Raw genomic sequence first — 24,390 nt, 5'->3', positions numbered from 1 at the left:
CAGCATGACCGCGCCCAGCCCCCCCAAACCGCCACGCAAGAAACCTGTGACCCCGGCCAAGCCCGTCGCCCCGCGCAAAGAGGCTACCCTGCACCCGCGCAACCGCCACACCGGCCGTTACGACTTCCCGGCGCTGATCAAGACCACGCCAGAACTGGCGAAATTCGTGATCATCAACCCTTATGGCAAGGAAAGTATCGACTTTGCCAGCCCGGACGCGGTGCGGGTGTTCAACCGGGCGCTGTTGAAAGCCTTCTATGGCATCCAGCATTGGGATATCCCGCAGGATTACCTCTGCCCGCCGGTGCCGGGGCGCGCGGACTACGTGCACTTCCTTGCCGACCTGCTGGCCAGCGTCAACGACGGCAAGATCCCGCGCGGTTCCATCGTCAAGGTGCTGGACATCGGCATGGGCGCCAACTGCGTCTATCCGCTGATTGGCTATATGGAGTACCGCTGGAATTTCCTCGGCTCGGAAGTCGACCCGATCGCCGTGGCCGCTGCCAAGGCCATCGTGCAGTCCAATGACCTGAGCAAGGTCATCCAACTGCGCCAGCAAACCAACCCCAAGCAGATCCTGCTGGGCCTGCTGGAGCCAGGCGAACGCTTTGACCTGACCATGTGCAACCCGCCATTCCACGCGTCCATGGACGAAGCCACCAAGGGCAGCGAGCGTAAATGGCGTGCCCTGGGCAAGGCCGACCCCAAGCGCAAGTTGCCGGTGCTGAACTTCGGTGGCCAATCGGCGGAGTTGTGGTGTGAAGGCGGTGAAGCGCGCTTTGTAACGCAGCTGATCGCTGAGAGTGCGCACTTTGCCCACAAGGTGTTGTGGTTCAGCACCCTGGTTTCAAAAGCGTCGAACTTGCCCGCGATCGAGACCGCCTTGAAAAAAGCCGGCGTACTCGAAAGCCAGGTGGTGGAGATGTCCCAGGGCCAGAAGCAAAGCCGTTTTGTGGCCTGGACCTTCCAGACCAAGAATGAGCAGCAGATCTGGCGCCAGCGCTGGGTACGCGACTAACCCAAGAAAGCCCAGCATAAATCGCAGGCAACAAAAAACCGTGCCCGGATTGCTCCGGAGCACGGTTTTTTTTGCTGCGTCTTACTTGTTAACAGCGTCGGTCAGGCCTTTGGCCACAACCAGCTTGATAACTTTCTTGGCAGCGATTTCGATGGCAGCGCCAGTCGAAGGGTTACGGCCAGTACGGGCTGGACGCTCAGTCACTTTCAGTTTGCCAACGCCTGGCAGAGTGATTTCGCCGCCGTTTTCCAGCTGGTCAGCAACAACTTGGCTCAGTTGGTCCAGCAGAGCGCGCACGGTAGTTTTCGGTGCGTCTACTGCTTCAGCCAGGTCAGCGATCAGTTGGTCTTTAGTAATAGCCATTGTGGTGTTCCTTCCCTATCAAATTCATATGGATTGCAGAGTGCAGTGTCAGCCGTCGAGCCCGACCGTCAAGGCCTGGCACCCCCGGCCATAACCACGGAGATCGGGGTTATAGATGCTTGAAACGGGGATTGGTTCGACCTGACAGATGCTGAATGCACGCTTAACGCCGAGTCTTGGCGTAAGACGGGGCAAAACTAGCACAGAGACGGGGAAATATCCGCCTCAACATACCCATTTGGTCAGCTTTATCGCTCTAAACCGTGAAAAAAAGGCATATAGGCCGTCGGAGAGCAGCCAAAACGCCCTTCGAAGCGTGCCATGCCCAATGGGTGCGGTACACTGGGCGACTTTTTGGGGAGGCCAACAGCTCCCCTTCAACCAGCCGAGAAGCCTATGCCGATCCGTCATTGCATTGTTCACCTGATCGACAAAAAACCCGACGGCACACCTGCAGTTCTGCATGCCCGCGATTCGGAGCTGTCCGAGTCCGCCGCCATCGAGAACATGCTTGCCGACCTCAACGAGAGCTATAACGCCAAACAAGGCAAGGCCTGGGGTTTCTTCCATGCCGAGTCCGGCGCGCACCCGTTCAGCGGCTGGTTGAAGGACTATTTCGACGGTGGCCAGAATTTCACCACCTTCAGCCGCACGGCGGTCGAGCACCTGCAAAAGCTGATGGAGGAGTCCAACCTCTCCACCGGCGGCCACGTGCTGTTTGCCCACTACCAACAAGGCATGACGGACTACCTGGCCATCGCCCTGCTGCACCACAGCGAAGGCGTGGCCGTGACCGACGAGCTGGACGTGACCCCGTCGCGCCACCTGGACCTCGGCCAACTGCACCTGGCGGCGCGCATCAACGTCTCCGAGTGGCAGAACAACAAGCAGTCCAAGCAGTACATCTCCTTTATCAAGGGCAAGAACGGCAAGAAGGTCTCCGAGTATTTCCGCGACTTTATCGGCTGCCAGGAAGGCGTCGACGGCCCGGGCGAGACCCGCACCTTGCTCAAGGCCTTCAGTGACTTCGTGGAAAGCGAAGACCTGCCGGACGAATCCGCCCGCGAGAAAACCAAAACCCTGGTGGACTACGCCAGCAGCCAGGCCAAGCTCGGCGAGCCGATGGGCCTGGAAGAACTGTCGGGTTTGATCGATGAAGATCGGCCTAAGGCGTTCTATGACCATATCCGCAACAAGGACTACGGCCTGTCGCCGGAGATCCCGGCCGATAAACGCACCCTTAACCAGTTCCGCCGCTTCACCGGCCGCGCTGAAGGCTTGTCCATCAGCTTTGAAGCCCACCTGTTGGGCGACAAGATCGAATACGACGAAGCCGCCGGCACCTTGATCATCAAGGGCCTGCCGACCCAACTGACTGACCAGCTCAAGCGTCGTAACTGATGCTCGGCGGGGTTCTGAAGAAAGTCCTGCTGGTGCTGCTGGTCGTGGTGGTCATCCAGAACTGGGGCAAGATCGAGCGGCTGTTCAACCCCTCGCAGGTGGTGTCTGAGCAAATACGCGCCTCAGCGCGCGTGGTGCTCTATTCCACCGAGTGGTGTGGCTACTGCAAGCAGATCCGGCGCTTCCTGGACCAGAAAGGCATCCCGTACCAGGCGCCGGATATCGAGAAGGACGCCCAGGCGCGCAAGGCCTATGAGGCGCTGGGCGGCGGCGGGATTCCGTTTGTGGACGTGAATGGCACGTTGATTCGCGATTACAACCCGGATGCGATCATGGCTGCCTTGAAATAACCCACTGTGTAAAAACACCGCAGATCAAATGTGGGAGCGGGCTTTTGTGGGAGCTGGCTTGCCTGCGATAGCCTCAACTCGGTCCTGATGAAAAACCGAGGTGTCTGCATCGCAGGCAAGCCAGCTCCCACACAAGCCTTCCCACATTTTGCTCTGCGGCAGCCTTAGTTAGAAATTGGCCTCCAACGACACCATCGCCGTGCGCTCTTCACCCACGTTGTAATACGCCGTGCTCGGCGCCAAGCCATTCACCGGGGCGGAGTTAAATGCCACGGTGCGCGCCGAACTCAGGTATTCCTTGTCGAACACGTTGAGCATCGAGAACCGCAACGCCGCTGACTTGATGACCTTCTTGTCCACCGGCAAGTAAATACCAGCGTTCAGGTCGAACACCGTGCGGCCTTCGATCTTTTCCTTGTTGGTCAAATCGCCATAGAAGCTGCCGACGTATTTGCCCGCGATGTTGCCGTAGAAGCGCGCATCGTCATACCCGAACACCAGGTTGAACATGTTTTCCGGCACGTTGGCCAGTTGCTTGCCTGCCGTGGGCAACAACACGTTTTTGCTGAGCAAATTGTCTTGCTGCTCCGACTTCGTGTAGGTGTACGAAGCGTAGTAGTTAAAGTTATGCGGCAGCAGGCCACTCCACTCCAGCTCCAGGCCTTTGTTCTCGACGCTGCCGACGTTGAGCACCATGTAGTCACCGGCTGAGTCGGTGGTCGACACCTGGCGGTCCTTGAAGCTGATATAGAACAAGGTCGCGCTCAATGCCATATCGTCTTCGGTGTAGCGCCAGCCGAGTTCCTGGTTCCAGCTCAACTCAGACTTCAAGCTGACGGAATCGCCCTTGTTGTACAGCACGTAGTTGGGTGGCGTGCGCATGTTGCGGGTGACGTTGTAGAACGCCTGGTTGCTCTCGTCGACCTGGTACTTGGCGCTGAAACTCGGCAAGAACTGGTGGTAACGGGTATTACGTTTTTCCGGCTTGTCGTACAGGCTGCCCAGGTTGTTGCCGTCACGCTCGACATATTGGTACGCCAGGGTGCCGACAAAACTCAGGTCCGGCGTGGCTTGCCAGCTGTCCTGCACCCAGAGTTTCTGCGACGGGGTGACGGTGTAATAGTGGCGGCCCTGGACGGTGGCGCCGTTCTTGTCGACCACTTGGCCGCCGCTGTTGTAGTCGCCCCACACATCATCCGGCGCGCCTTCGCTGTTGATACCGATAAAGGGTTGGGTCTGACGCTGGCGTGCGCGTTCATACCAATAGCCGTAGTCCAGACTGTGTGCTTCGTTGATGTCCCATTTCAGTTTGGCGGTGACGCCAGGGCGCCAGGTCTCGGTCCACGAAGGGCGATAGTAGTTGGCCGATTGCAGGTTGCTCAGGTCGTAGTTGCCGGCCTTGTCGGATTTTGGCCCCAGGTTCGACGCGGTCTGACCGCTGAAACTGCCACCGTTGGCCCAGTAGTAATACGGCGTAACCGTCAGCGCCAGGTTGTCTTGCAACTGCCAGCGCTGGGTCAGCGTGGCGTTGACGCTTTCGAACGGATTGCGGTTGAGCTTGTAGGACGACGACAACAAACCTGCCTTATAAACCGGCGTTTCCGAGTAGTCCTTGCGTCGCCCTTCATTGTCGAATTGCGCCTTGCTCAGGGTGTTGTAGTTGTAGTTTTCCTGGTTGTTGTACTTCACCGTGGCCAGGGTCGAGTTGCCGCTACCGTCCTCGAACAGGCTGCTCCACTCGACTTTGTCGCTGCGCATCGTGCCTTTGCCGCGCCACTTATCGCCTTCCAAGTGAGACGCCGACACCCACGTCTTGAGCCCACCGAAATCACCGGTGTTGACCCGCACGAAGGTCTTGCGCAAGTCATTGGCACCGACAATCTGTTTGGCAAACAGCCCGGACTCTTGAGTCGGCCGAATGGTGATCATGCCGATGTTGCCGCCGCTGGAGCCGATGTGCGGGCCGTCCGCCTCGGAGGAGCCTTGGGTGACAAACACTTCGGCGAGGTTTTCCGGGTCGCCCAGTTGGTTTGAATAGACGCTGTAGTTGCCCGAATCGTTGATCGGCACGCCGTCGACAGACACCCCGACCTGGTCGGAGCTCATGCCGCGCATGGTGAAGTTGGTGCCACTGGTGCCGCTCGCGTCGTCGCTGGAAACGTTAATGCCCGGCGTGTACTTGAGCTTGTCGATGGCATTGGCGGTCGCCGACATTTCGTCCATGGCCTCCTTGGTCACCGTCGACCGCGCCTTGGCACTTTCTTCGCGAATCATGTGCCCGTTGCCCAGGGTTTGTTTGCCGGCCACGTTCACCGAACCCACATCTTGAGTGTCGTCCGCCAAAACCAGCGGCGCAAAACCACCCAGGCCCGATGCTAAAAGCAGGGCATATACGTTGTTGTAGTTCACCTGTAGATCCCTTACTGACGTTGCTCTGTTGTATGGGTCGTCGCTCGGCACCCGTTGGCAGACGACGCTTGGCTTCCTGACCACTCGCTCAGGAACCCGGCGATGATCCACGCCACGTGTAACGGTTTGGTGACAGGTTTGGGTGATTGCGATGAAGGTTCGGTGAAAGGCCTGCAGGTGCCGTGATGCAAGGCCTGCAGAGACCGTCTGGAGAATATACAGGGGGAATTGAGGCCTGCTGTGTCTCTAACGCAACACAATCACCCGGCCCAACAAGCTGTGCTGCTCGAACCCGAGCACCGCTTGCAACGCATTCAGCACCGCCTGCGGGTCTTTGCTCGGAAAGCTGCCGCTGACGCGTTTGGCGGCCATTTCGTCGTTAAGCAGCAGGATGCGGCCGGGGTAGTAACGGCTCAGGTCCTGCACCACGTCGGCGAGCGGCGCCTTGTAGTAGTTGAGCCAACCGTCACGCCAGGCCAGGCGTGATTCGCTGTCGACTGCATGCATGGGCTCAGCCACACCTTCGGCGTAGGCCACTTGCTGGCCTGCCGTCAGAATTTGCTGCTGGCCCTGCTTGGATGGCGTCACACCCACCCGGCCGGACAGCACCGTCACCTGGGCGCCAGCCGGTTGCAGACGCACTTCGAACTGGGTGCCCAACACCCGCGCTTCGCCGCTGCCGGCCTCGACCACAAACGGCGCGCCCGTGTGAGTCACGCTGAAAAAGCCTGCGCCGCGACGCAACTGGATATGGCGCTCGCCGTGGCTGAAATCCACGGCGATAGCGCTGTCGGCATCCAGGGTGACTTGGGATTGATCGGCCAGGGTCACGGTCTTCACCTGCCCCGGCGCCGTCACGTAATCAGCGCCGAAGTCATCGACCCAGCGCGACGGCTGCCAGCCGGCGCCCATCGACACCATCACCAGCAGGCACGCGGCCATCGCCAGGGCGCCGGACCAGCGCCTTGCCCGTGAGCGTTGCGAGGTGTTCATCGCATTCAGGTAGCCCTGCAACGCCAAGGCGTCCTCGTCCGCCAGTTTGCGCGCCGGCACTTCGCTCAATTCCCACAGCACCTGGGCCTGGGCATAGGCCTCGACGTGCGCGGGGTCGGCACGCAACCAGCGGCTGAACGTGGCCTGGTCACCACTGCTGGGCTGGTCGTGCAGCAAGCTCAGCCAGTCGAGGGCGGCCTGCTCCTGGGCGGGCGTGGGGGTGACGTTCACGGTGCTTTCCCTGGCGTGCGTGGGGGCGGTGGTTCGCGAAGGCTGGCTTTGCAGGCTTCGAGGGCACGCATCATATGTTTTTCCACGGCGCTTTGGGACAGGCCCATGGCCTTGGCGATTTGCGCATATTTGCGGCCGTGAATGCGGTTGAGCAGGAAAATCTGCCGAGTGCGCTCCGGCAGGCTGCGCAGGGCAGCTTCGACATGGCGCAAGTCATTGCCCGCTTCAAGTGCGGCCTGGGGCTCGGAGCCCTGATTGTCCTGTTGCTCCGGCAGCCAGCACTCGTTGCTGCGTACGCGCGCGCCTTCGCTGCGCAGGTGGTCGATGGCGATGTTGCCGGCGCAGCGCAACAGGTAGGTGCTGAGTTCTTCGACCTGCACCAACGGCCGCCGCCAGAAACGCAGGAACAGGTCTTGCACCAGGTCGGCGGCGGTGGCGCGGCAGCCCACGCGTCGGCTGACAAGGGCTTCCATCTGCGAGCGCTGCGATAAAAACACCTGCAGGAAATGCGCACGTCCACCGGCCACATCGGTGTGCGGGCTGTCTTGGGATTCCGGTGGGGTGCTGATCATCATGGCATGCTCAGAGTAAGGCGAACGCCGCAACCGGGCTGGCCAGCAGGCCGACGCCCGCCAGGATCAAGGCCAGCCTTGGCCGATACGGCAACAGCATCACCAGCAGCAGCGCGCTGAGCATCAATACCGCGCACCATTCCACCAGCCCTTGGGCCCAACCCGAGGCACTCACTGCAGGCCAGGTCGACAGCGCCAGCAGCAACCAACCGGCAATGCGCAAGGCCAGACGCCTTGGTGGCGAGGGTTTGCTGTGGAGCAATTCACCGTGATGGCGATCGGTGCACAGGCACAGCGCGACGAACCCGGCGTAGCACATAAGCAAGGCGAGCAGCATTCAGTTCGCCTCCTGCTTGAGCGTCAATCCACGCGCGCGTTCGGCCTTGGGCTGCGGCGCCGCGCGGTGCTGCATTTTCCAGGCGGCCCAGGTCAGGAACAGGCCGCTGGCCAGGCAAGTCAGGTCGAAGCCGGCCATGGCCCAGTCACCGCTGGCCAGTGACGCGCCCAAGTGCTGCGAAGTGGTCAGCGCGTTGAGCAATGGAATCGCCACAAACAGCAATGCGCCGACACTCAATTGCTCAACCCAGCCCTGACGGCCTCGACGCAATACGGCGTGCAACAGGCTCAAGCCCCAGGCAATAAAGAACACCTGCACTTCCCAGTCGGAACGCCCGGCAAAGCTCACCGGCAACAAGCGATTGGCCCAGAAAAACGCGGCGATGGCGATCATCAGCCCGGACATGCTGGCGATGTTCAGCACTTCCACCAGCCGCAGTTCAAACGGCATCACGCCGGTTTTGGCGTGCTTGAGCTGGCGCTTGCCGAGCCAGATCACCAGGCCGGTGCCGATCATCGCCGTGCCCGCCAGGCCGCAGATAAAGTACAGCCAGCGCAGCACCGGCCCGGCGAAATGGCCCATGTGCAGGCCGTAGAAACTGCCGCCAATTGCGGCCGGCAGCGACTGCTCGGCACTGACCCGCAACAACTCGCCGGTGGTGCCGTTGAACGACACGCTGCTGCCGAAATCATGCGCCACACGGTCGGCACCTGAACGCACCACGTTGACCGAGGCGTTCACATCGCCAGGGTTGTTGACCACCAAACGCCCCACATGCCCACCCGCCCATTGCTCGCGCGCCTGCTGGTACATCGGCAGTAACGGCAGCAATTGACCCGGCTGGCCGAGCGCTGGCGCGTTGTTGGCATTGGGGAACACTTCATTGAAAAATGCGCGGCTGTCGTCGCCGTAGGAGGCAACGATGGGCGCGGGCATCACCATGCTCATGAAGATCACCAGGCTGCTGTAGGTGATCATCAAGTGAAACGGCAGCACCAGCACGCCTACCGCGTTATGCCCGTCGAGCCAGGAGCGCTGGCCTTTGCGCGGGCGGAAAGTGAAGAAGTCCTTGAAGATTTTCTTGTGGGTGATGATGCCGGTGATCAGCGCGACGAACATTACCATCGCGGCGATGGTCGACAACCAGCGGCCCCACGGGTAGGGCATTTGCAGCTGAAAGTGGAAACGGTAGAAGAACTCGCCGCCCATGCTTTCACGCGCCTGTACGGGCTGGCTGGTGACCGGATCGAGCACTTTTTGGATGAAGTTGCCGCGCTTGCCGGGGTCGACTTTGTCTTGCCACATCACCGACAGGCCGGGGTCGCGGCTGTCCGGCAAGGTGATAAACCAGCGCGCGGCATTCGGCGCCTGTTGCTGCAGATAGGTTTGCGCGGCGGCGAGGCTGCGCGCGTCATCCAGCGGATACGCCTGCACTTCGGGCTGCATCCAGTGGGTAATTTCGTCTTTGAAATAGGACAAGGTGCCGGTCAGGAAAATCGCAAACAGCAGCCAGCCGAAAATCAATCCAGCCCAGGTGTGCAACCAGGCCATGGCCTGGCGAAAGCCCTCTTTCATGTGCGCGCCATCCAAAAACCGACACCCGCCAGCGTGGCAAACAGTGCACTCGGCAGCATCACGCCAAACCAGGCACGCCACGCCGTGCGGCAGGCAAAACACCAGAGCACCGCCAACAGGTAGAACACAAACGAGCTCATCATCCCGCTGATCACGGCGTCGGCGCGCGACGCGGGCATCCATAGCGCCAGGCAAACGGCGGCCAGGGACGCCATCAGGTAACCGCCGACCACAGCCGCCAGCACGCGCGAGGTGACGGCGAGGCGATAAACGACGGGAAGTGAGGTTTTGCTTTTCATGCGGGAGGCGCCAGGGTCATCAGCGCGCAATATTAATGATAAATATTCTCATAAGCAAAAGAGAACAGATGAATCACCTGCCTGGCAGGATTGCCCTAGTGTGTCACCCGCCCTACAATGCGAACAATTCTTGTTCTCTAAAGTACATCGAGACTTTCTGAGTGAACGCGTTGCAGCCGTCCAACACCGTTGAAGTTCTGTACAACGACCATCACCACTGGCTCACCGGCTGGTTGCGACGCAAGCTCGGCTGCCCGGAAAGCGCCGCCGACCTGGCCCAGGACACGTTCATCCGTGTGCTCACCGCGCGGGAAACCCCGACACTGATCGAACCCCGCGCCTTTCTCACCACCGTGGCCAAGCGCGTGCTGTTCAACTTCTACCGCCGCCAGGACCTGGAACGCGCCTACCTCGACGCACTGGCGCAACTGCCCGAACACGTGGCGCCGTCGGAAGAAGAACGCGCAATCATCCTGCAAACGCTGATGGAGCTGGACCAACTGCTCGACGGCCTGCCCGTTCAGGTCAAACGTGCCTTCCTGCTGGCCCAGCTCGACGGCTTGACCTACGCGCAAATCGGCAGCGAACTGGGCATCTCCATCGCCACCGTCAAACGCCACCTGAATAAAGCCGCCATGCGCTGCTATTTCGCCCTATGAATTTCTCCACGCAAGTCGCCGAACAAGCCGTGCACTGGCTGATGGAAATGCAGCAAGGCGCGCTCAACCCGCGCCAGCAAGCGGCCTGGCAACAATGGCTGGATGCCCACAGCGAACACCAACGTGCATGGGACCATATTCAACGGGTCAACCAACGCCTGCGCGGCATGCCCTCACCCTTGGCGCATGCCGCCTTGAACGCGCCGAAATCCCGTAGCCGGCGCCAGGCGCTGAAGCTGTTGCTGATTCTCGGTGCCGGTTCGGCCGCAGCCTGGAGTCTGCGCCAGCAGCATATTTTGCCGCCGCTGAGCGCCGATTACCGCAGCCCCGTCGGCCAGCGCCGCAAGGTGCAACTGGCCGATGGCAGCCAGTTGCAGCTCAATACCGGCAGCGCGGTGGATGTGCATTTTGATGGCCATCAACGTTTGGTACGCCTGTTGGAAGGCGAGATCCTGCTGACCGCGCGCCCCGGCGACACACCGCTGCACGTGCTGACCGGCCAAGGTTTGCTCAGCAGCCAGGCTGCGCGCCTCAACGTGCGCCAGTTCAACGACCACACCCAACTGGCGGTCTTCGACGGCCATGTCGAGGTGATGCCCAACCGCTACAGCGGCCTGCCGCTGACTGTCGAAGCCTCGCGCCAGGTCAATTTCACCCGCAAAGGCTGGGACACCCCGCGCCCGACCGACGCCAACAGCGGCGCCTGGGCCGACGGCATGCTGGTGGCGGCGCACATGCGCCTGGAAGAATTCCTCGCCGAGTTGGGCCGCTATCGCCGTGGCCAGGTCAATTGCGACCCGCAAGTGGCCAACCTGCTGCTGTCCGGCAGTTATCCGTTGGACGACAGCGAACGCATCCTTGACCTGCTGGAAGTCAGCCTGCCGGTCAAAGTGCGGCGGTTTACCCGCTACTGGGTGACTGTCCAGGCACGTGCGTAAATTATTTTCAGAAAACATGAGCCGTTTTCCACACCTCGCGTGACAGAGAAGGAAAGCCACCTTGATCCTACCTTCTCAGGACCGCCCTTCATGCCCCAGCAACCGACACTTCTTGCCCGCACCTTGCGCCAACTCCTACTCGGCGCGAGCCTGAGTCTCACCGTGCTGCCGCAGGTGTTGGCAGCAGACGCCAAGCCCTATCACATCGCCCCGGCCACCCTGGAAGCCGCGCTGAATCAATTCGGGCGTGAGGCCGGCGTGTTGATTTCCTTCGGCTCCGAGGTCACAGCCGGCATGCAGAGCCGTGGGTTGTCGGGCAATTACAGTGCCGATGAAGGCCTGCGAAAACTCCTGGAAGGTACCGGCCTGCAAGCCCGCGCCGAGGGCGATAACGCCTACAGCCTGCAACCGGCCAGCGCCCCGGCCACCCTCGAATTACAGACCTCCAACGTCGTTGGCGACTGGCTCGGCGACGCAGCGCAAACCAACGTGTTCGAACACCCCGGCGCCCGCGATGTCATCCGCCGCGAAGAATTCGAACGCCAGGGCGCGACCCAGGCGCGTGACGTGCTCAACCGCATCCCCGGCGTCAACGCCCCGGAAAACAACGGCACCGGCAGCCATGACATGGCACTGAACTTCGGCATTCGCGGGCTCAACCCGCGCCTGGCCTCGCGCTCCACGGTATTGATGGACGGCATTCCAGTGCCGTTCGCACCCTATGGCCAGCCACAATTGTCTTTCGCGCCGATCAGCATGGGCAACATGGATGCGGTGGACGTGGTCCGTGGCGGCGGCGCGGTGCGCTACGGCCCGCAAAACGTTGGCGGCATCGTCAACTTCGTGACCCGCGCAATCCCGGATGCGCCGACCGTCAAAGGCGGCCTGCAGACCGAAACCAGCCCGTCCTCCAGCCATGACGGCTTCAAGACCACTGGCAACCTGTTGGCGGGCGGCACGGCCGACAACGGCCTGGGCGGCGCGATTTTGTACTCCGGCACCCGTGGCGGCGACTGGCGCGAAAACAGCAACACGCGTATCGACGATTTGATCCTCAAGGGCAAATACCAGCTGGACGACGCCAACAGTTTCAACGCCATGGCGCAGTACTACGAAGGCCAGGCCGACATGCCCGGTGGCTTGAACGTCAAGGACTACAAGGCTGACCCGTATCAGTCCACCCGCCCCTACGACAAATTCTGGGGCCGCCGCACAATGTTCAACGCCGGTTACCGCTACCAGGAAGACCGCCGCGAATTCACCGCCAACACCTTCTTCACCACCACCTTGCGCAACGGCTACCTGGACCAGGGCAACTTCCTCTCGCTGTCGCCGCGCGAGTACTGGGTGCGCGGCCTGGAAACCCGCTTCGCCCAGGGCTTCGACCTCGGCCCGACCAGCCATGAAGTGGGCGTCGGCTACCGCTACATCAATGAGGCCGGGCACGAGTTGCGCTACCGCACGCCGATCAGCGCCAACCAGCAACTGCCTGACACCAACAGCCGCAACGACCGCGATACGCGCGGCGCCACCGAGGCCAATGCGTTTTTCGTCGATGACCGTATTGATATCGGCAAGTGGACCATCACCCCAGGCATTCGCTACGAGATGATCGAATCCCAGCAAACCAACAACCTGACCAACGTTAAATACAAAGGCGACTACAACACCGCGCTGCCGGCGCTGAATGTGCTGTACCACCTGACCGAAGACTGGAACCTCTACGCCAACACGGAAGGCTCATTCGGCAGCGTGCAGTACAGCCAGATGCCGAACCGCGTGAGCAGCGGCGAAGTGAAGCCGGAAAAAGCCCGCACCTGGGAGCTTGGCACGCGTTATGACAACGGCAGCCTGCGCGCTGAAATCGGCGCGTTCCTGATCAACTTCGACAACCAGTACGACAGCAACCAGACCAACGATTCGGTGATTGCCCGTGGCGAAACCCGCCATCAAGGCATCGAGTCGAGCATCAACTATGCCCTCGACGGTTTGAGCCCGGCGCTGGCCGGTTTTGATGTGTACGCCACTTACGCCTACGTCGACGCGACCATCCGCGAAGACGGCCCGAACAAAGGCAACCGCGTGCCCTTCTCGTCCAAGCACAAAGGCACCTTGGGCGTCGGCTATACCGAAGGCCGCTGGAAGCTCAACCTGGACAGCAGCTACCAGAGCAGCCAGTTCGCCGACAACGCCAACACCCAGGCGGAAACCGCCGACGGCGCCAATGGCCGCATCCCCGGCTACATGCTGTTCAGCAGCCGCGCGGCGTATGACTTCGGCCCACAGCTGTCGGACTTGAACGTGGCAGTCGGTGTGAAAAATATCCTCAACAAGCAGTACTACACGCGCTCGTTCGACGACAACAAAAAAGGCAAATACGTGGGTGAACCGCGCACGGTGTACGTGCAGACTTCCATCGCGTTCTAACCGCCAGAATCTTCCAAACAATGCAAAACCCTGTGGGAGCTGTCGAGCTTTAGCGAGGCTGCGAAAGCGGTAGGTCAGACAACTCAATTTCGTCTGTGCCGCCGCCTTCGCAGCCTCGCCGGGGCTCGACAGCTCCCACAAGGGATCGGCGTTGTCAGTTGGGGCCTGACTGCCTGCATCGAACCTCAGTTAAGCATGGGCTCCCACAAACAAAGCAAAACCCTGTGGGAGCTGTCGAGCTTTAGCGAGGCTGCGAAAGCGGTGGGTCAGGCGACTTAATTTCGTCTGTGCCGCCGCCTTCGCAGCCTCGCTGGGGCTCGACAGCTCCCACAAGGGATCGGCGTTGTTTGACTGCCTGCATCGAACTTCAGTTAAGCATGGGCTCCCACAAACAATGCAAAACCCTGTGGGAGCTGTCGAGCTTTAGCGAGGCTGCGAAAGCGGTGGGTCAGGCGACTTAATTTCGTCTGTGCCGCCGCCTTCGCAGCCTCGCCGGGGCTCGACAGCTCCCACAAGGGATCGGCGTTGTCAGTTGGGGCCTGACTGCCTGCATCGAACCTCAGTTAAGCATGGGCTCCCACAAACACAGCAAAACCCTGTGGGAGCTGTCGAGCTTTAGCGAGGCTGCGAAAGCGGTAGGTCAGGCGACTCAACTTCGTCTGTGCCGCCGCCTTCGCAGCCTCGCTGGAGCTCGACAGCTCCCACAAGGGATCGGCGTTGTCAGTTGGGGCCTGACTGCCTGCACAGAACCTCAGTTAAGCGTGGGCTCCCACAAACAAAGCAAAACCCTGTGGGAGCTGTCGAGCTTTAGCGAGGCTGCGAAAGCGTTAGGTCAGGCAACTTAATTTCGTCTGTGCCGCCGCCTTCGCAGCCTCGCCGGAGCTCGACAGCTCCCACAAGGGATCGGCGTTGTTTGACTGCCTGCACAGAACCTCAGTTAAGCGTGGGCTCCCACAAACACAGCAAAACCTGTGGGAGCTGTCGAGCTTTAGCGAGGCTGCGAAAGCGGTGGGTCAGGCAATTTAATTTCGTCTGTGCCGCCGCCTTCGCAGCCTCGCTGGGGCTCGACAGCTCCCACAAGGGATCGGCGTTGCTAACTGCCCGCCAGGCAGCTCGGGGTGGCGGCGACCAGGGCGTCGATGGCGCAGCGGGTCTTGGCTGGCATATGTGTGGCGGTGGGCCAGATCACATGGATCGGTGCAGGCTGGTCGCGGTAGCTGGGCAATACCGCTTCCAGTTGGCCGCGCAGCACATAGTGCGCAATCAACCAGCTCGGCAACCAGGCCAGGCCCACGCCCGCAATGGCGGCGTCAGCCACGGCCTGGAGGTCGTCCAGCACCAACGGCGATGTCACACCCGCGCGATGGGAATTATTGCAACGGTAGGCAATGCCTCGGTGACCGGCGAGGTCATCGATATGTTCAATCCGCCCGACCCGTTGCAAATACGCAGGCGAAGCGGCCAGGCCCACGGACTGTTCGCCCAGGCGGCGTGCACTCAGGCGGTCGGTGTCCGGCAGCGGGCCGATACGCACGGCAACGTCGTAACCTTCCTGCGCCAGGTCGATCAGCCTGTCAGAGAACGAAATCTCGACTTCCAATTGCGGGTAACGGTCCATCAACCCCCACAATGCCGGCGCCGCATAGTGGTGACCAAATGCCAGCGGCAGGCTCGCCCTTAACCGTCCACGCGGCTGTTGCCGACCACTCTCCAGCACTGATTCAGCAGCTTCAAGTTCGGCCAGCGCACGCAGGCAATGCTCGTAGTACGCCTGCCCGTCCTCGGTCAGGCGCTGACGGCGAGTGGAGCGCTGCAACAGGCACGTGCCCAAACGTGCCTCCAGTCGCGCCAAACCCTTGCCCACGGCCGAGCGCGTGAGGTTCAAGCGCTCGGCAGCCTCTGTCAGGTTGCCGCTTTCGACGATTTGCAAAAACAGTTCAACGCCATCAAAACGCGGAGTGGCCACGGCTCTATTGTCGCCCCTAATTCCCTTAGCAGAGGAAAAGTTATCACGAATAAAGAATTTTGTTCCCGCGAGAATGGTACTCCCCCCAATCACAAGGAAAATCCCATGCCGCCCGCCGCCGCTGTATCGGCCGTCAGCGCACCGCGCACCGCCAAAGATGGCCTGGCCCTTACCGCCGTCTGCCTCGTCGCCCTGATGTTCGGCCTGGAAATCTCCAGCGTGCCGGTCATCTTGCCGACCCTGGAACAGCAACTGGGCACAGGCTTCCAGGACGCCCAATGGATCATGAATGCCTACACCCTGGCCTGCACCAGCGTACTCATGGCGGCGGGCACACTGGCCGATCGCTTTGGGCGGCGGCGCATGCTGGTGCTGTGCTTGTGGCTGTTTGGCCTGGCCTCGCTGGCGTGTGGCCTGGCGAACGACGCTTCCACGCTGATCGCCGCGCGGTTTGTCCAGGGCGTCGGCGCCGGGGCGATGATGATCTGCCAGTTCGCGATCCTGTCGTACCAGTTCCGTGAGCCGGCCGCACGGGCGCGAGCCTTTGCAATATGGGGCGTGATCGCAGGCGTGGGCCTGGGCTTCGGGCCAATGGTGGGCGCGTTGATTCTGGCGGTCGCGGACTGGCGCTGGGTATTCCTGGTGCATGTGCCGCTGACCCTGCTGACCTTGGTGCTGCTGCGCATCAGCGTGCAGGAATCCAGCGACCCGGCCCGCCATCGGCTCGATATCGCCGGCATGCTGACCTTGACGCTGTCGGTGTTCGCGCTGGTGTATTTCATCACCCAGGGCAGTGAAAACGGCTTCGGCACACCGGCCATGCTCGGCTGGGCGGGGTTGTCAGCAGCCGGGCTGCTGCTGTTCATCGTTGTTGAACGTCGCAGCGCGCACCCGATGTTCGACTTTTCGGTGTTCCGTATCCAGCGCTTTAACGGCGCACTGATGGGCTCGATCGGCATGAACTTCAGCTTCTGGCCGTTCATGATTTACCTGCCGCTCTACTTCCAGGCGGGCCTGGGTTACGACACGCTGACCACCGGCGCGGCCCTGCTCGCCTACACCTTGCCCACCTTGCTGGTGCCGCCGCTGGCCGAGCGCCTGGCGTTGTGCTTTGGCGCCGAGCGCGTCATTCCCTTGGGGCTGGGCATGATGGGTGCAGGTTTCATGGCCATGGCCGCCGTCAATGCTGCCGAGCATCCGAGCATTGTGCTGGTGCTTTTCAGCTGCGCGATGGCCGGTGTGGGGTTGGCGCTGACTAACTCACCGACCACCAACACCACCACCGGCTCGGTCTCGGCCGACCGTGCGGGCATGGCCTCGGGCATCGACTTCAGCGCGCGATTGATCACCTTGGCGCTGAACATCGCCTTGATGGGCCTGGTGTTGCTGCTGGGCATCAGCCATCACCTTTCCAGCGTGCTGCCCCAAACGTCTGCACTGGATTGGCCCGCCATCAGCCAGAATATTGCGGCGGGCAAGCTGGACGCGCTGGCGCTGGCCCCGGTAGACGCGCAGTCAGCTCTACGCCACGGCGCCGGTTGGGCAATGCTTTTTGCAGGCCTTGGCGCTGGCGGGCTGGCGATGCTGAGCGGGTATTTCTTCCGACGCGGCAGCTAAACGAAAACGGGCCTGCAGATGCAGGCCCGTTTGATTGGGGTTGAAAAAACTGTCAGCTATCAGCTGTTAAGCGCAGCCTGTTCGTTTTCCAGAAATTCCTCTTCAAGCTCGGCCTCGTCGGCCTTTGTATCAGGCAATGCTTGCCCGGCGGCGCGTGGTTTGCCGCGTAACTTTCCGTACAGATGCTCCAGCGCGTGTTCAAGCTTGGTCGCTGCACCATCAATCGCCTGTTCCAGGGTATCGGCCTTATGCAGGACCGACAGTGGCTGATGGCCTTTTGGCCGTGCCTCCAGGCGGCAACTCAGATCATGAGGGCCAGGCTTATCGCCATTCTCATCTTTCAGGTAGACCTCGACACGGGTCAGGTCTTCTTCATAACGTTCGAGCGTGCTCTCAATGGTAGTACGTACCCACTCCTCCAGTCGGATGCTGCTTTCAATATGGTTATCGCTATTGACTTGGATTTGCATAGTTCTTCCCTTATTTCAGCTAGCTCGCGAGAGGTCACAAACTGCAACACCGGGGTGGTGAAACCATGACCTCTTGATTACACAATTGAGCAGTCGGAGGAACATTTCAACCCCTTTGCGAAGATAAATTACACATTACAAATTAAGTCTGACGACGGGCAAAAACGCTGTTAGGGTGGGGAGTTAGTTACATCTTCTTACGCCCAGCGAACCTCACAATTGCCCCTCTCCCAACGGGTGCAATCCGCGAAAAATCCCCGCTTCCTCCACCAGCCAGTCATGCACCGCACGCACGCCCGGATGGTTCAGTGCGCCTGGCGCGTACAGCAGCACATAGCGTTTGTGGTTCGGCACAGCCAGGCCGAAGGGCACGATCAAGGTGCCGCGCTCCAGCTCATCATTGAGCAAGGTGCGCCGTGCGATGGCCACTCCCATGCCGGCGATGGCGGCTTCGATGGTCAGGTGGTTGCGGTTGAAGGTGTGCCCGCGCCGTACGTCGGCGTCGTGGTAGCCGATGGCATTCAGGTAAAACTCCCACTCGGCGTATTCATAACTCCCACGCCAGGCGGTAATGTCGTGCAGCAACGGGAAATGCACCAGGTCGGCCGGGCCATGCAGCGGCGGGCGGCCGCGCAAGAGGCTGGGCGCACACACCGGGAAAATCTGTTCATCCAGCAGGGCTGTGGATAACAGGCCAGGGTAGCTGCCGTCGTTCAAGTCGATCGCCAAGTCGAAGTCGCCCTCGTGCAGCGCAATGCTGCTGTCTTCGGCGACCATGCGCAGTTGGATATCCGGAAAACGTTGCTGCAAACGCGGCAAGCGCGGCGTCAACCATTTACCCAGAAACGACGGGATTGAGCGCAGGCGCAAGGTGCCGCTGATCATCCCCGCATCCAGGCGCTGCAACTCGGCGTCGATGCTGCCATAGGCCTCCCCCACCGTCGCCGCCAACCGCTTCCCCTCCGCACTCAGCTCCACACCGCGCGCGCGCCGATGAAACAGACGGAAGCCCAAACGCTCCTCCAATTGGCGGATTTGCTGGCTCACCGCCCCCGGTGTGATGTGCAGTTCTTCAGCGCAGCGGGTAAACGACAAATGCCGCGCCGCGCAGGAAAAAACGTGCAGCCAGACATACGTCTGGCCATGAAGGGGCCGGGTCATAGGGTTTAGTCCTGCTAAAGGGTGTCTTAGGATAATTCGTTGGTCAGTGCCGATCCAGAGGCTCAGTATCGCGCCAATTCCGCCTGCTCTACAAAACATGGCAGCGATTCCTACTCCATTGCTTGTAAGGCTTTAGCATGGCTATCAGTGTTTTCGATCTATTCAAAGTGGGCATCGGCCCATCCAGCTCCCACACCGTCGGTCCGATGCGTGCAGCGGCGACCTTCGCCCAGGCCCTCACCGACGAGGAATTGCTGAGCGACACACGCCGTGTCGAAGTGCGCCTGTACGGCTCGCTGTCCGCCACCGGCATCGGCCACGCCACCGACCGCGCCTGCGTGATGGGCTTGATGGGCGAATGGCCGGACAAGGTCGACCCCACCTCGATCAACGCGCGCATCCAACAATTGCGCGAATCCGGCCAACTGTTGCTCGCAGGCACGCAGGCCATTGCCTTCAACTGGCACACCGACCTCCTGCTGCTGGACGAAAGCCTGCCCTACCACCCCAACGCCATGTCCCTGCACGCTTATGGCGACAATGGCCTGCTGAGCGAACAAACCTATTACTCGGTAGGCGGCGGTTTCATCATCGAAGCGGCCGAGGCGGCCTCCGGCATTGCGCCGACCAGCGATGTTGAATTGCCCTACGACTTTTCCAGCGCCGTCGAACTGCTGGCCTTGTGCAACAAGCATGGCCTGCGGGTTTCCGAACTGATGATGGCCAACGAACGCGCGTGGCGCAGTGACGAGGAAATCCGCAGCGGTTTGCTGCATATCTGGTCGGTGATGCGCGAATGCGTGGAGCAAGGCCTGCGCGATGAAGGCATCTTGCCAGGCGGCCTTGATGTGCCACGCCGCGCGGCGAAACTGCACCGCAGCCTGTTGGAAATCGGCAAGCCCAATGTCATCACCTCGACCTTGTCGGCCATGGAATGGGTCAACCTGTTCGCCCTCGCCGTCAACGAAGAGAACGCTGCCGGCGGACGCATGGTCACTGCTCCGACCAATGGCGCGGCGGGGATCATCCCGGCGGTGCTGCACTACTACATGAAGTTCAACGCCGACGCGCCTGACGATGACGTGGTCAATTTCTTCCTGGCTGCCGCCGCCGTCGGCATCCTCTGCAAGAAAAACGCCTCGATCTCCGGCGCCGAAGTCGGTTGCCAGGGCGAAGTCGGTTCGGCCTGCGCAATGGCCGCTGCCGGCCTGGCCGATATCCTCGGCGCCACCCCGGAGCAGCTCGAAAACGCCGCCGAAATCGGCCTGGAACACAACCTCGGCCTGACCTGCGACCCGGTCGGCGGCCTGGTGCAAGTGCCGTGCATCGAGCGCAACGCCATCGCGGCGGTCAAGGCGATCAACGCCACGCAAATGGCCCTGCGCGGTGACGGCAAACACTTCATTTCCCTCGACCGCGTGATCCGCACCATGCGCGATACCGGCGCCGACATGCATGACAAATACAAAGAAACTTCACGGGGCGGCCTGGCGGTCAGCTGGGTGGAGTGCTGATCGGAACACTGCACCCCGTCCTGAACCTGAGCCCGCGCAAAAATAATAACGAGGCCATATCGATGACCGATGTACGCGATCCGCCGCGTGCCTGCCCTGCGCCAGTACTCGGGCCAGCTGTCGAATGTGTTTGTGGTGGTGATCGGGCTGATTGCGCTGTCTGCGATCGTTTTCTCGGCAGTGCCCTGAAATAGCTCACTGACCTCAAGCACAGCACAAAACAAAGGTGGGAGCGGGCTTGCTCGCGAATGCGGTCTTTCAGCCGAGTATCTATTGGCTGATACACCGCTTTCGCGAGCAAGCCCGCTCCCACATTCAGACCTCAATGGCAGGAAAGCCGCTGTACGGCACGCCCCTTGCTGTACAGCTATTGAGGAAAACGGACCTTGTGAAAACCTCAGCGATGGAGTGGCCGGTGGTCAGGCAACGCGAACTAATCCCGACACCGGTCGTCAATGACTGCATGTTCTTATCAGGCGGTAACGCACCATGGACAATCCTTTTCAGATCATCACCGACACCTTCAGCCCAAAATACCGGGTTAACCTGAGCATCCAGCGGCTGGATGGCAGCATCATGCTCACCCTCTCCAATGAGGAGGGCGTGGTTGCCAAACGCATGATCAGCGCCGAACAGCGCAATGACCCGCAACGGCTCAAACGGCTGGTGCAAAGCATTCAATTCGGCATCGCCATCGAGCAGGGCCACAGCGCCATGGAGATCCTGGCGGTGATGACGGACGGCGACCATAAACTCCTGCAGCGGCCGCCCGCCCGCACCCTGCCCTTCAGCGTCGGGCTTTAAAGCTCGCCCTTCTCGGTTTCCAGGCTCGCCTCGCCCTTGCGACGCGGGCCTTCGACTTTAACCGACGGGAACGCCGACGACGCGTAGCGCACCACCAGAATCGAGAACGCCAACAGCAGAATGCCACCGCACAGGTAGATGATGCCGATGTCCGGCGGGTTGTGGTGGGACACGTTGGAGATCAACAGGCGCGTCAGCGCGGTGATCGCCACGTAGATCAGGAAGCGCACCGGCATGTGGTTGGTCTTGTCGGCTTGACGAAAAAAGCTCGAATACTCATGGGTGAAATGACCTCTTTCGCACGTTGCTACGTGAAATCCGGATCTGGAACCTACTGAAAAAATCTAGATTTCAATCTCAGGCGCGTATTTTTCTACAGTGGAAATCGAAGCGGACTTGTTCAACAAAATCGTTCAAAAGGAGGAATTCAATTGTTTTTTGCGAAAGCGTGAACGGTAAATAAATCCGTACATTTTTTCGTGGGCACCTCCATGCCATCGCAGCAAACTCCTTGCACGGTTAGACGGCGTTGATCGATGCGACTAACGGCGTCCACCCAGCATCATACAGGTAACGTCGCTGATCTTTCCGACAAAAAACCTCTAGAACCATCGCAAGCTGAAACGCATCAGGTTCACCAAAAAATCAATTATGCATAAATGCATTCCCCCCCCCTTGACCCGGAAGGACAGCACCTCTACAGTCAATAAGCTGTATATATATACAGTATATTTCGTCAGCATCTAATTGAATTTCTTCATAAACGAGGTTTTTCCCTATGAAAAGCGATACTCATAAATTTGGTAAAACACCACATCAACCCAGCCTCTGGACGCGAGCGGACGCGCTGAAAGTCCGCACGGACGATCCTACTACTACACAGCCATTGGTCAGTGCGAACTTCCCTGTACTGAGCGACGAGGTGTTTATCTGGGACACAATGCCGCTGCGTGATATCAACGGAAACATTATCTCTGTCGATGGCTGGTCTGTGATCTTTACCCTGACTGCGGATCGTCACCCGAACGATCCACAATACCTCGACCAAAATGGTAACTACGACATCACCCGCGACTGGAGCGACCGCCATGGCCGGGCAAAGATGTACTACTGGTTCTCTCGCACCGGCAAGGACTGGAAACTCGGCGGCCGGGTGATGGCTGAAGGTGTTTCGCCGACCGTTCGCGAATGGGCCGGCACGCCGATCCTGTTGAGCGAGCAAGGCGACTTGGATCTGTACTACACCGCTGTTACGCCGGGCTCAACCATCGTCAAGGTGCGTGGTCGCGTGGTGACCACCGAGCATGGCGTCAGCCTGGTGGGCTTCGAGAAGGTCAAGTCGCTGTTCGAGGCCGACGGCAAGCTGTACCAGACCGAAGCGCAAAACGCCTTCTGGGGCTTCCGCGATCCATGGCCGTTCCGCGATCCGAGGGACGGCAAGCTGTACATGCTGTTCGAGGGCAACGTCGCCGGCGAGCGCGGTTCCCACAAGGTCGGTGATGCAGAAATCGGCGACGTGCCGCCAGGTTATGAGGACGTTGGTAACTCGCGCTTCCAGACCGCTTGTGTCGGCATCGCCGTGGCCCGTGACGAAGACGGCGACGACTGGGAAATGCTGCCGCCGCTGCTGACCGCGGTAGGCGTCAACGACCAGACCGAACGCCCGCACTTCGTGTTCCAAGACGGCAAGTACTACCTGTTCACCATCAGCCACACCTTCACCTATGGCGACGGGGTAACTGGGCCGGACGGGGTGTACGGTTTTGTCGCAGATTCGCTTTTCGGCCCTTACGTGCCCTTGAACGGTTCAGGCCTGGTACTGGGTAACCCGTCTTCCCAGCCGCTCCAGACCTACTCGCACTGTGTGATGCCCAACGGGTTGGTGACCTCATTCATTGACAGCGTAAGGACCGACGAAGCCGGTACGCAGATTCGTATCGGCGGCACTGAGGCACCGACTGTGGGGATTAAGATCAAAGGGCACCAGACGTTCGTGGTCGCCGAGTATGACTACGGTTACATCCCACCGATGCTCGACGTCACGCTCAAGTAATGGCAACCCACCGCTTTCAGGCAGCGGGTTTAAGTTCGATGAAAAGATCGTTGCGGATATGACCAAGATATCCTGCCTGACTCGCTGCGACTTTGTTCGGACCCCATCTGAAACAACGCATAGAAACTAACCTTCAGAACTGGCTACAAGGATGTAGCCAGTAACTGGTGATTAATTGATGCTACTTGCGGCACTTGAGATAAAGAAAACTCTCCTGGTCGAGCTCGCCCAGATCTCCGCTCGGCCACCATTAATTCGCGAAGGGGCCTTCCCCTAGATAACAGAGCAGCGTCGAGCCCTTGATCAGCACTTTACCGTAACCAGCCAACCGCACTTCTACATGGGGCAGTGGTCGGGGGGCACAAGCCGGGGCGATTGAGGCACACTACCAATGCGCATACAGAAAAAACGTACCTTCAAAAACCGACAAGCCAACCTGATACGCACGGTGCAGTAAGTCTTCAGACTCCTGAAACAAATCATACCATCGCGTCCTGATCGCTTACTGGTGCCTACAGGTTGTATCCTCAGATTTGACTTAATCTTACGTTGATGCTGCTGTCCGTGCCACTATTTAAAGAAGAGGTGAAAGAGATGAAAGGCGCGACCATGTGGAACATACACAACCTCCATGAGCGTCTTGACGAGCTTGGGGAAGCCCCGCGGAAGGACTACGGCAAAATAAAACAAACGATCACTGCTGATATGCGTCGAATGATTGAACTCAAAAATAGGAGGTTTCATGGATGACTACCACATCACAAAGTCTGGCAACCATTGGATTATCAAGAAGCAAGGTGCTGAACCGGCGTCGAAGACTGCTGATAAAAAGGCAGAAATCATCAAGCTAGCGATCGATTCTTTAGAAGGCAAAACCGCCTCCCTGAAAACAATAAGGAAGATGGGACCATTCAGGAAGAAAGCACGTACCCACGTAGCGCTAACCCGTTCAAATCTAAAGATTAAGAGATTCTAAATGAGAAAGCCCAATACTAGGCTTTCCTAAAAACAAAAAAGAGCCTAAAAGTTCTCCTGTGACAAATAATTTTAATCATGATATTTTAAGTTCCGCTCTTGCGACAGGCTTTTCTACCTTTTTTAGTTCTGCCTCATTTTTAATCCTATCTAACGCATCAGTGACATATTCAGATTTAGCTTTTAAAGCTGGCTCCAATGTTGATCTATCCCGCCCCCTCAAGCTGGTAAATAACAGTTTAATTCTTTAGTACCATT

The 24,390-nt window shown here is 59.7% G+C and carries 21 protein-coding genes and 2 pseudogenes; 11 read left to right on the top strand and 12 right to left on the bottom strand.

The features are described 5' to 3' along the window. Positions 1–4 precede the first annotated feature (4 nt). Positions 5–1,018 (top strand): 23S rRNA (adenine(1618)-N(6))-methyltransferase RlmF, encoded by a 1,014-nt coding sequence (rlmF, locus tag PspR76_RS06210; RefSeq protein ID WP_159954409.1) that lies wholly within the window; start codon positions 5–7, stop codon positions 1,016–1,018. Positions 1,019–1,099: 81 nt separating this feature from the next. Here rlmF and PspR76_RS06205 read toward each other — a convergent pair whose 3' ends face one another. Then, positions 1,100–1,381, bottom strand: a complete 282-nt coding sequence (locus PspR76_RS06205) for an HU family DNA-binding protein (protein ID WP_003188840.1) — start codon at positions 1,379–1,381, stop codon at positions 1,100–1,102. A 396-nt stretch (positions 1,382–1,777) separates the two neighbouring features. On the opposite strand from PspR76_RS06205, the gene yejK reads away from it, so the two are divergent. Both yejK and PspR76_RS06195 read left to right on the top strand, forming a co-directional pair. Beyond that, the gene (gene yejK, locus PspR76_RS06200; protein ID WP_159954408.1) at positions 1,778–2,782 is read left to right on the top strand and encodes a nucleoid-associated protein YejK; all 1,005 of its coding nucleotides are present in this window, start codon (positions 1,778–1,780) and stop codon (positions 2,780–2,782) included. Continuing rightward, the gene (locus PspR76_RS06195) at positions 2,782–3,132 is read left to right on the top strand and encodes a glutaredoxin family protein (RefSeq protein ID WP_159954407.1); all 351 of its coding nucleotides are present in this window, start codon (positions 2,782–2,784) and stop codon (positions 3,130–3,132) included. Before yejK ends, PspR76_RS06195 begins: the two co-directional genes overlap by 1 nt. Before the next feature lie 168 nt (positions 3,133–3,300). On the opposite strand, the gene PspR76_RS06190 is transcribed toward PspR76_RS06195, so the two are convergent. From PspR76_RS06190 to PspR76_RS06165, 6 genes are all read right to left on the bottom strand, one after another. Continuing rightward, entirely contained in the window at positions 3,301–5,541 is a 2,241-nt protein-coding gene (locus PspR76_RS06190; protein WP_159954406.1) for a TonB-dependent receptor, read from the bottom strand. Positions 5,542–5,787: 246 nt separating this feature from the next. Continuing rightward, entirely contained in the window at positions 5,788–6,765 is a 978-nt protein-coding gene (locus PspR76_RS06185) for a FecR family protein (RefSeq protein WP_159954405.1), read from the bottom strand. Beyond that, on the bottom strand, positions 6,762–7,340 hold the full coding sequence (locus PspR76_RS06180) for an RNA polymerase sigma factor (RefSeq protein ID WP_159954404.1): 579 nt from the start codon (positions 7,338–7,340) through the stop codon (positions 6,762–6,764). Before PspR76_RS06180 ends, PspR76_RS06185 begins: the two co-directional genes overlap by 4 nt. Before the next feature lie 7 nt (positions 7,341–7,347). Next, positions 7,348–7,674: a DUF3325 domain-containing protein gene (locus PspR76_RS06175; protein WP_159954403.1), complete on the bottom strand. Its 327-nt coding sequence runs from the start codon at positions 7,672–7,674 to the stop codon at positions 7,348–7,350. Continuing rightward, the gene (locus PspR76_RS06170; protein WP_159954402.1) at positions 7,675–9,249 is read right to left on the bottom strand and encodes a PepSY-associated TM helix domain-containing protein; all 1,575 of its coding nucleotides are present in this window, start codon (positions 9,247–9,249) and stop codon (positions 7,675–7,677) included. Beyond that, positions 9,246–9,548, bottom strand: coding sequence for a DUF3649 domain-containing protein (locus tag PspR76_RS06165; protein WP_159954401.1), 303 nt, complete (start codon positions 9,546–9,548; stop codon positions 9,246–9,248). The genes PspR76_RS06170 and PspR76_RS06165 overlap by 4 nt, the downstream gene beginning before the upstream one ends. 170 nt (positions 9,549–9,718) lie before the next feature. On the opposite strand from PspR76_RS06165, the gene PspR76_RS06160 reads away from it, so the two are divergent. From PspR76_RS06160 to fecA, 3 genes are all read left to right on the top strand, one after another. Continuing rightward, positions 9,719–10,207, top strand: a complete 489-nt coding sequence (locus PspR76_RS06160; RefSeq protein WP_159961345.1) for a sigma-70 family RNA polymerase sigma factor — start codon at positions 9,719–9,721, stop codon at positions 10,205–10,207. Further along, a complete protein-coding gene (locus PspR76_RS06155) occupies positions 10,204–11,145 on the top strand; it encodes a FecR domain-containing protein (protein WP_159954400.1) in 942 nt (313 codons plus the stop codon). Before PspR76_RS06160 ends, PspR76_RS06155 begins: the two co-directional genes overlap by 4 nt. 90 nt (positions 11,146–11,235) lie before the next feature. Further along, the gene (gene fecA / locus PspR76_RS06150) at positions 11,236–13,572 is read left to right on the top strand and encodes a TonB-dependent Fe(3+) dicitrate receptor FecA (RefSeq protein ID WP_159954399.1); all 2,337 of its coding nucleotides are present in this window, start codon (positions 11,236–11,238) and stop codon (positions 13,570–13,572) included. Positions 13,573–14,665: 1,093 nt separating this feature from the next. Here fecA and PspR76_RS06145 read toward each other — a convergent pair. Continuing rightward, entirely contained in the window at positions 14,666–15,538 is an 873-nt protein-coding gene (locus PspR76_RS06145; RefSeq protein WP_159954398.1) for a LysR family transcriptional regulator, read from the bottom strand. 105 nt (positions 15,539–15,643) lie between these two features. On the opposite strand from PspR76_RS06145, the gene PspR76_RS06140 reads away from it, so the two are divergent. Beyond that, positions 15,644–17,155 (top strand): MFS transporter, encoded by a 1,512-nt coding sequence (locus PspR76_RS06140; RefSeq protein ID WP_159954397.1) that lies wholly within the window; start codon positions 15,644–15,646, stop codon positions 17,153–17,155. Between the two features lie 59 nt (positions 17,156–17,214). Here the strand turns inward: PspR76_RS06140 and PspR76_RS06135 are convergent, their stop codons facing one another. After that, positions 17,215–17,625, bottom strand: a complete 411-nt coding sequence (locus PspR76_RS06135; protein WP_159954396.1) for an HPF/RaiA family ribosome-associated protein — start codon at positions 17,623–17,625, stop codon at positions 17,215–17,217. Positions 17,626–17,838: 213 nt separating this feature from the next. Continuing rightward, entirely contained in the window at positions 17,839–18,786 is a 948-nt protein-coding gene (locus tag PspR76_RS06130) for a LysR substrate-binding domain-containing protein (RefSeq protein WP_159954395.1), read from the bottom strand. Positions 18,787–18,923: 137 nt separating this feature from the next. Here PspR76_RS06130 and PspR76_RS06125 point away from each other — a divergent pair, with 137 nt between their 5' ends. Together PspR76_RS06125 and PspR76_RS06120 are read left to right on the top strand one after the other, a co-directional pair. Continuing rightward, complete coding sequence (locus PspR76_RS06125) at positions 18,924–20,300, top strand: L-serine ammonia-lyase (RefSeq protein ID WP_159954394.1); 1,377 nt, start codon at positions 18,924–18,926, stop codon at positions 20,298–20,300. Positions 20,301–20,789: 489 nt separating this feature from the next. After that, positions 20,790–21,104, top strand: coding sequence for a DUF3509 domain-containing protein (locus PspR76_RS06120; protein WP_159954393.1), 315 nt, complete (start codon positions 20,790–20,792; stop codon positions 21,102–21,104). On the opposite strand, the pseudogene PspR76_RS06115 reads toward PspR76_RS06120, so the two are convergent. Further along, a pseudogene (locus PspR76_RS06115) lies at positions 21,101–21,352 on the bottom strand (phosphate-starvation-inducible PsiE family protein); the annotation flags it as partial. The gene PspR76_RS06120 and the pseudogene PspR76_RS06115 sit on opposite strands and share 4 nt — an antisense overlap. Positions 21,353–21,882: 530 nt before the next feature. Between PspR76_RS06115 and PspR76_RS06110 the strand changes: the two are divergent. Beyond that, a complete protein-coding gene (locus PspR76_RS06110; RefSeq protein WP_159954391.1) occupies positions 21,883–23,157 on the top strand; it encodes a glycoside hydrolase family 68 protein in 1,275 nt (424 codons plus the stop codon). Positions 23,158–23,341: 184 nt separating this feature from the next. On the opposite strand, the pseudogene PspR76_RS31195 reads toward PspR76_RS06110, so the two are convergent. Continuing rightward, positions 23,342–23,623 (bottom strand): annotated as a pseudogene (locus PspR76_RS31195) (AMP-binding protein); the annotation flags it as partial. Between the two features lie 276 nt (positions 23,624–23,899). Here PspR76_RS31195 and PspR76_RS06105 point away from each other — a divergent pair. Next, on the top strand, positions 23,900–24,133 hold the full coding sequence (locus PspR76_RS06105; RefSeq protein ID WP_422631594.1) for a DUF2188 domain-containing protein: 234 nt from the start codon (positions 23,900–23,902) through the stop codon (positions 24,131–24,133). The last annotated feature ends 257 nt before the right edge of the window (positions 24,134–24,390 follow it).

The sequence above is a fragment of the Pseudomonas sp. R76 genome, from assembly GCF_009834565.1.
In the GTDB taxonomy this organism is placed as follows: Bacteria; Pseudomonadota; Gammaproteobacteria; order Pseudomonadales; family Pseudomonadaceae; genus Aquipseudomonas.
Note: the sequence above shows the minus strand (reverse complement) of the source record. Positions and strands in the feature narration are given on the sequence as shown.

What these genes read in the sequence shown, in the direction of transcription:
- PspR76_RS06130 (WP_159954395.1), bottom strand. Translation starts at nt 18,786, where the DNA reads ATGACCCGGCCCCTTCATGGCCAGACGTATGTCTGGCTGCACGTTTTT.
- PspR76_RS06110 (WP_159954391.1), top strand. Translation starts at nt 21,883, where the DNA reads ATGAAAAGCGATACTCATAAATTTGGTAAAACACCACATCAACCCAGC.
- yejK (WP_159954408.1), top strand. Translation starts at nt 1,778, where the DNA reads ATGCCGATCCGTCATTGCATTGTTCACCTGATCGACAAAAAACCCGAC.
- PspR76_RS06205 (WP_003188840.1), bottom strand. Translation starts at nt 1,381, where the DNA reads ATGGCTATTACTAAAGACCAACTGATCGCTGACCTGGCTGAAGCAGTA.
- rlmF (WP_159954409.1), top strand. Translation starts at nt 5, where the DNA reads ATGACCGCGCCCAGCCCCCCCAAACCGCCACGCAAGAAACCTGTGACC.
- PspR76_RS06105 (WP_422631594.1), top strand. Translation starts at nt 23,900, where the DNA reads ATGGATGACTACCACATCACAAAGTCTGGCAACCATTGGATTATCAAG.
- PspR76_RS06155 (WP_159954400.1), top strand. Translation starts at nt 10,204, where the DNA reads ATGAATTTCTCCACGCAAGTCGCCGAACAAGCCGTGCACTGGCTGATG.
- PspR76_RS06140 (WP_159954397.1), top strand. Translation starts at nt 15,644, where the DNA reads ATGCCGCCCGCCGCCGCTGTATCGGCCGTCAGCGCACCGCGCACCGCC.
- PspR76_RS06165 (WP_159954401.1), bottom strand. Translation starts at nt 9,548, where the DNA reads ATGAAAAGCAAAACCTCACTTCCCGTCGTTTATCGCCTCGCCGTCACC.
- PspR76_RS06175 (WP_159954403.1), bottom strand. Translation starts at nt 7,674, where the DNA reads ATGCTGCTCGCCTTGCTTATGTGCTACGCCGGGTTCGTCGCGCTGTGC.
- PspR76_RS06125 (WP_159954394.1), top strand. Translation starts at nt 18,924, where the DNA reads ATGGCTATCAGTGTTTTCGATCTATTCAAAGTGGGCATCGGCCCATCC.
- PspR76_RS06170 (WP_159954402.1), bottom strand. Translation starts at nt 9,249, where the DNA reads ATGAAAGAGGGCTTTCGCCAGGCCATGGCCTGGTTGCACACCTGGGCT.
- PspR76_RS06195 (WP_159954407.1), top strand. Translation starts at nt 2,782, where the DNA reads ATGCTCGGCGGGGTTCTGAAGAAAGTCCTGCTGGTGCTGCTGGTCGTG.
- PspR76_RS06180 (WP_159954404.1), bottom strand. Translation starts at nt 7,340, where the DNA reads ATGATGATCAGCACCCCACCGGAATCCCAAGACAGCCCGCACACCGAT.
- PspR76_RS06135 (WP_159954396.1), bottom strand. Translation starts at nt 17,625, where the DNA reads ATGCAAATCCAAGTCAATAGCGATAACCATATTGAAAGCAGCATCCGA.
- PspR76_RS06120 (WP_159954393.1), top strand. Translation starts at nt 20,790, where the DNA reads ATGGACAATCCTTTTCAGATCATCACCGACACCTTCAGCCCAAAATAC.
- fecA (WP_159954399.1), top strand. Translation starts at nt 11,236, where the DNA reads ATGCCCCAGCAACCGACACTTCTTGCCCGCACCTTGCGCCAACTCCTA.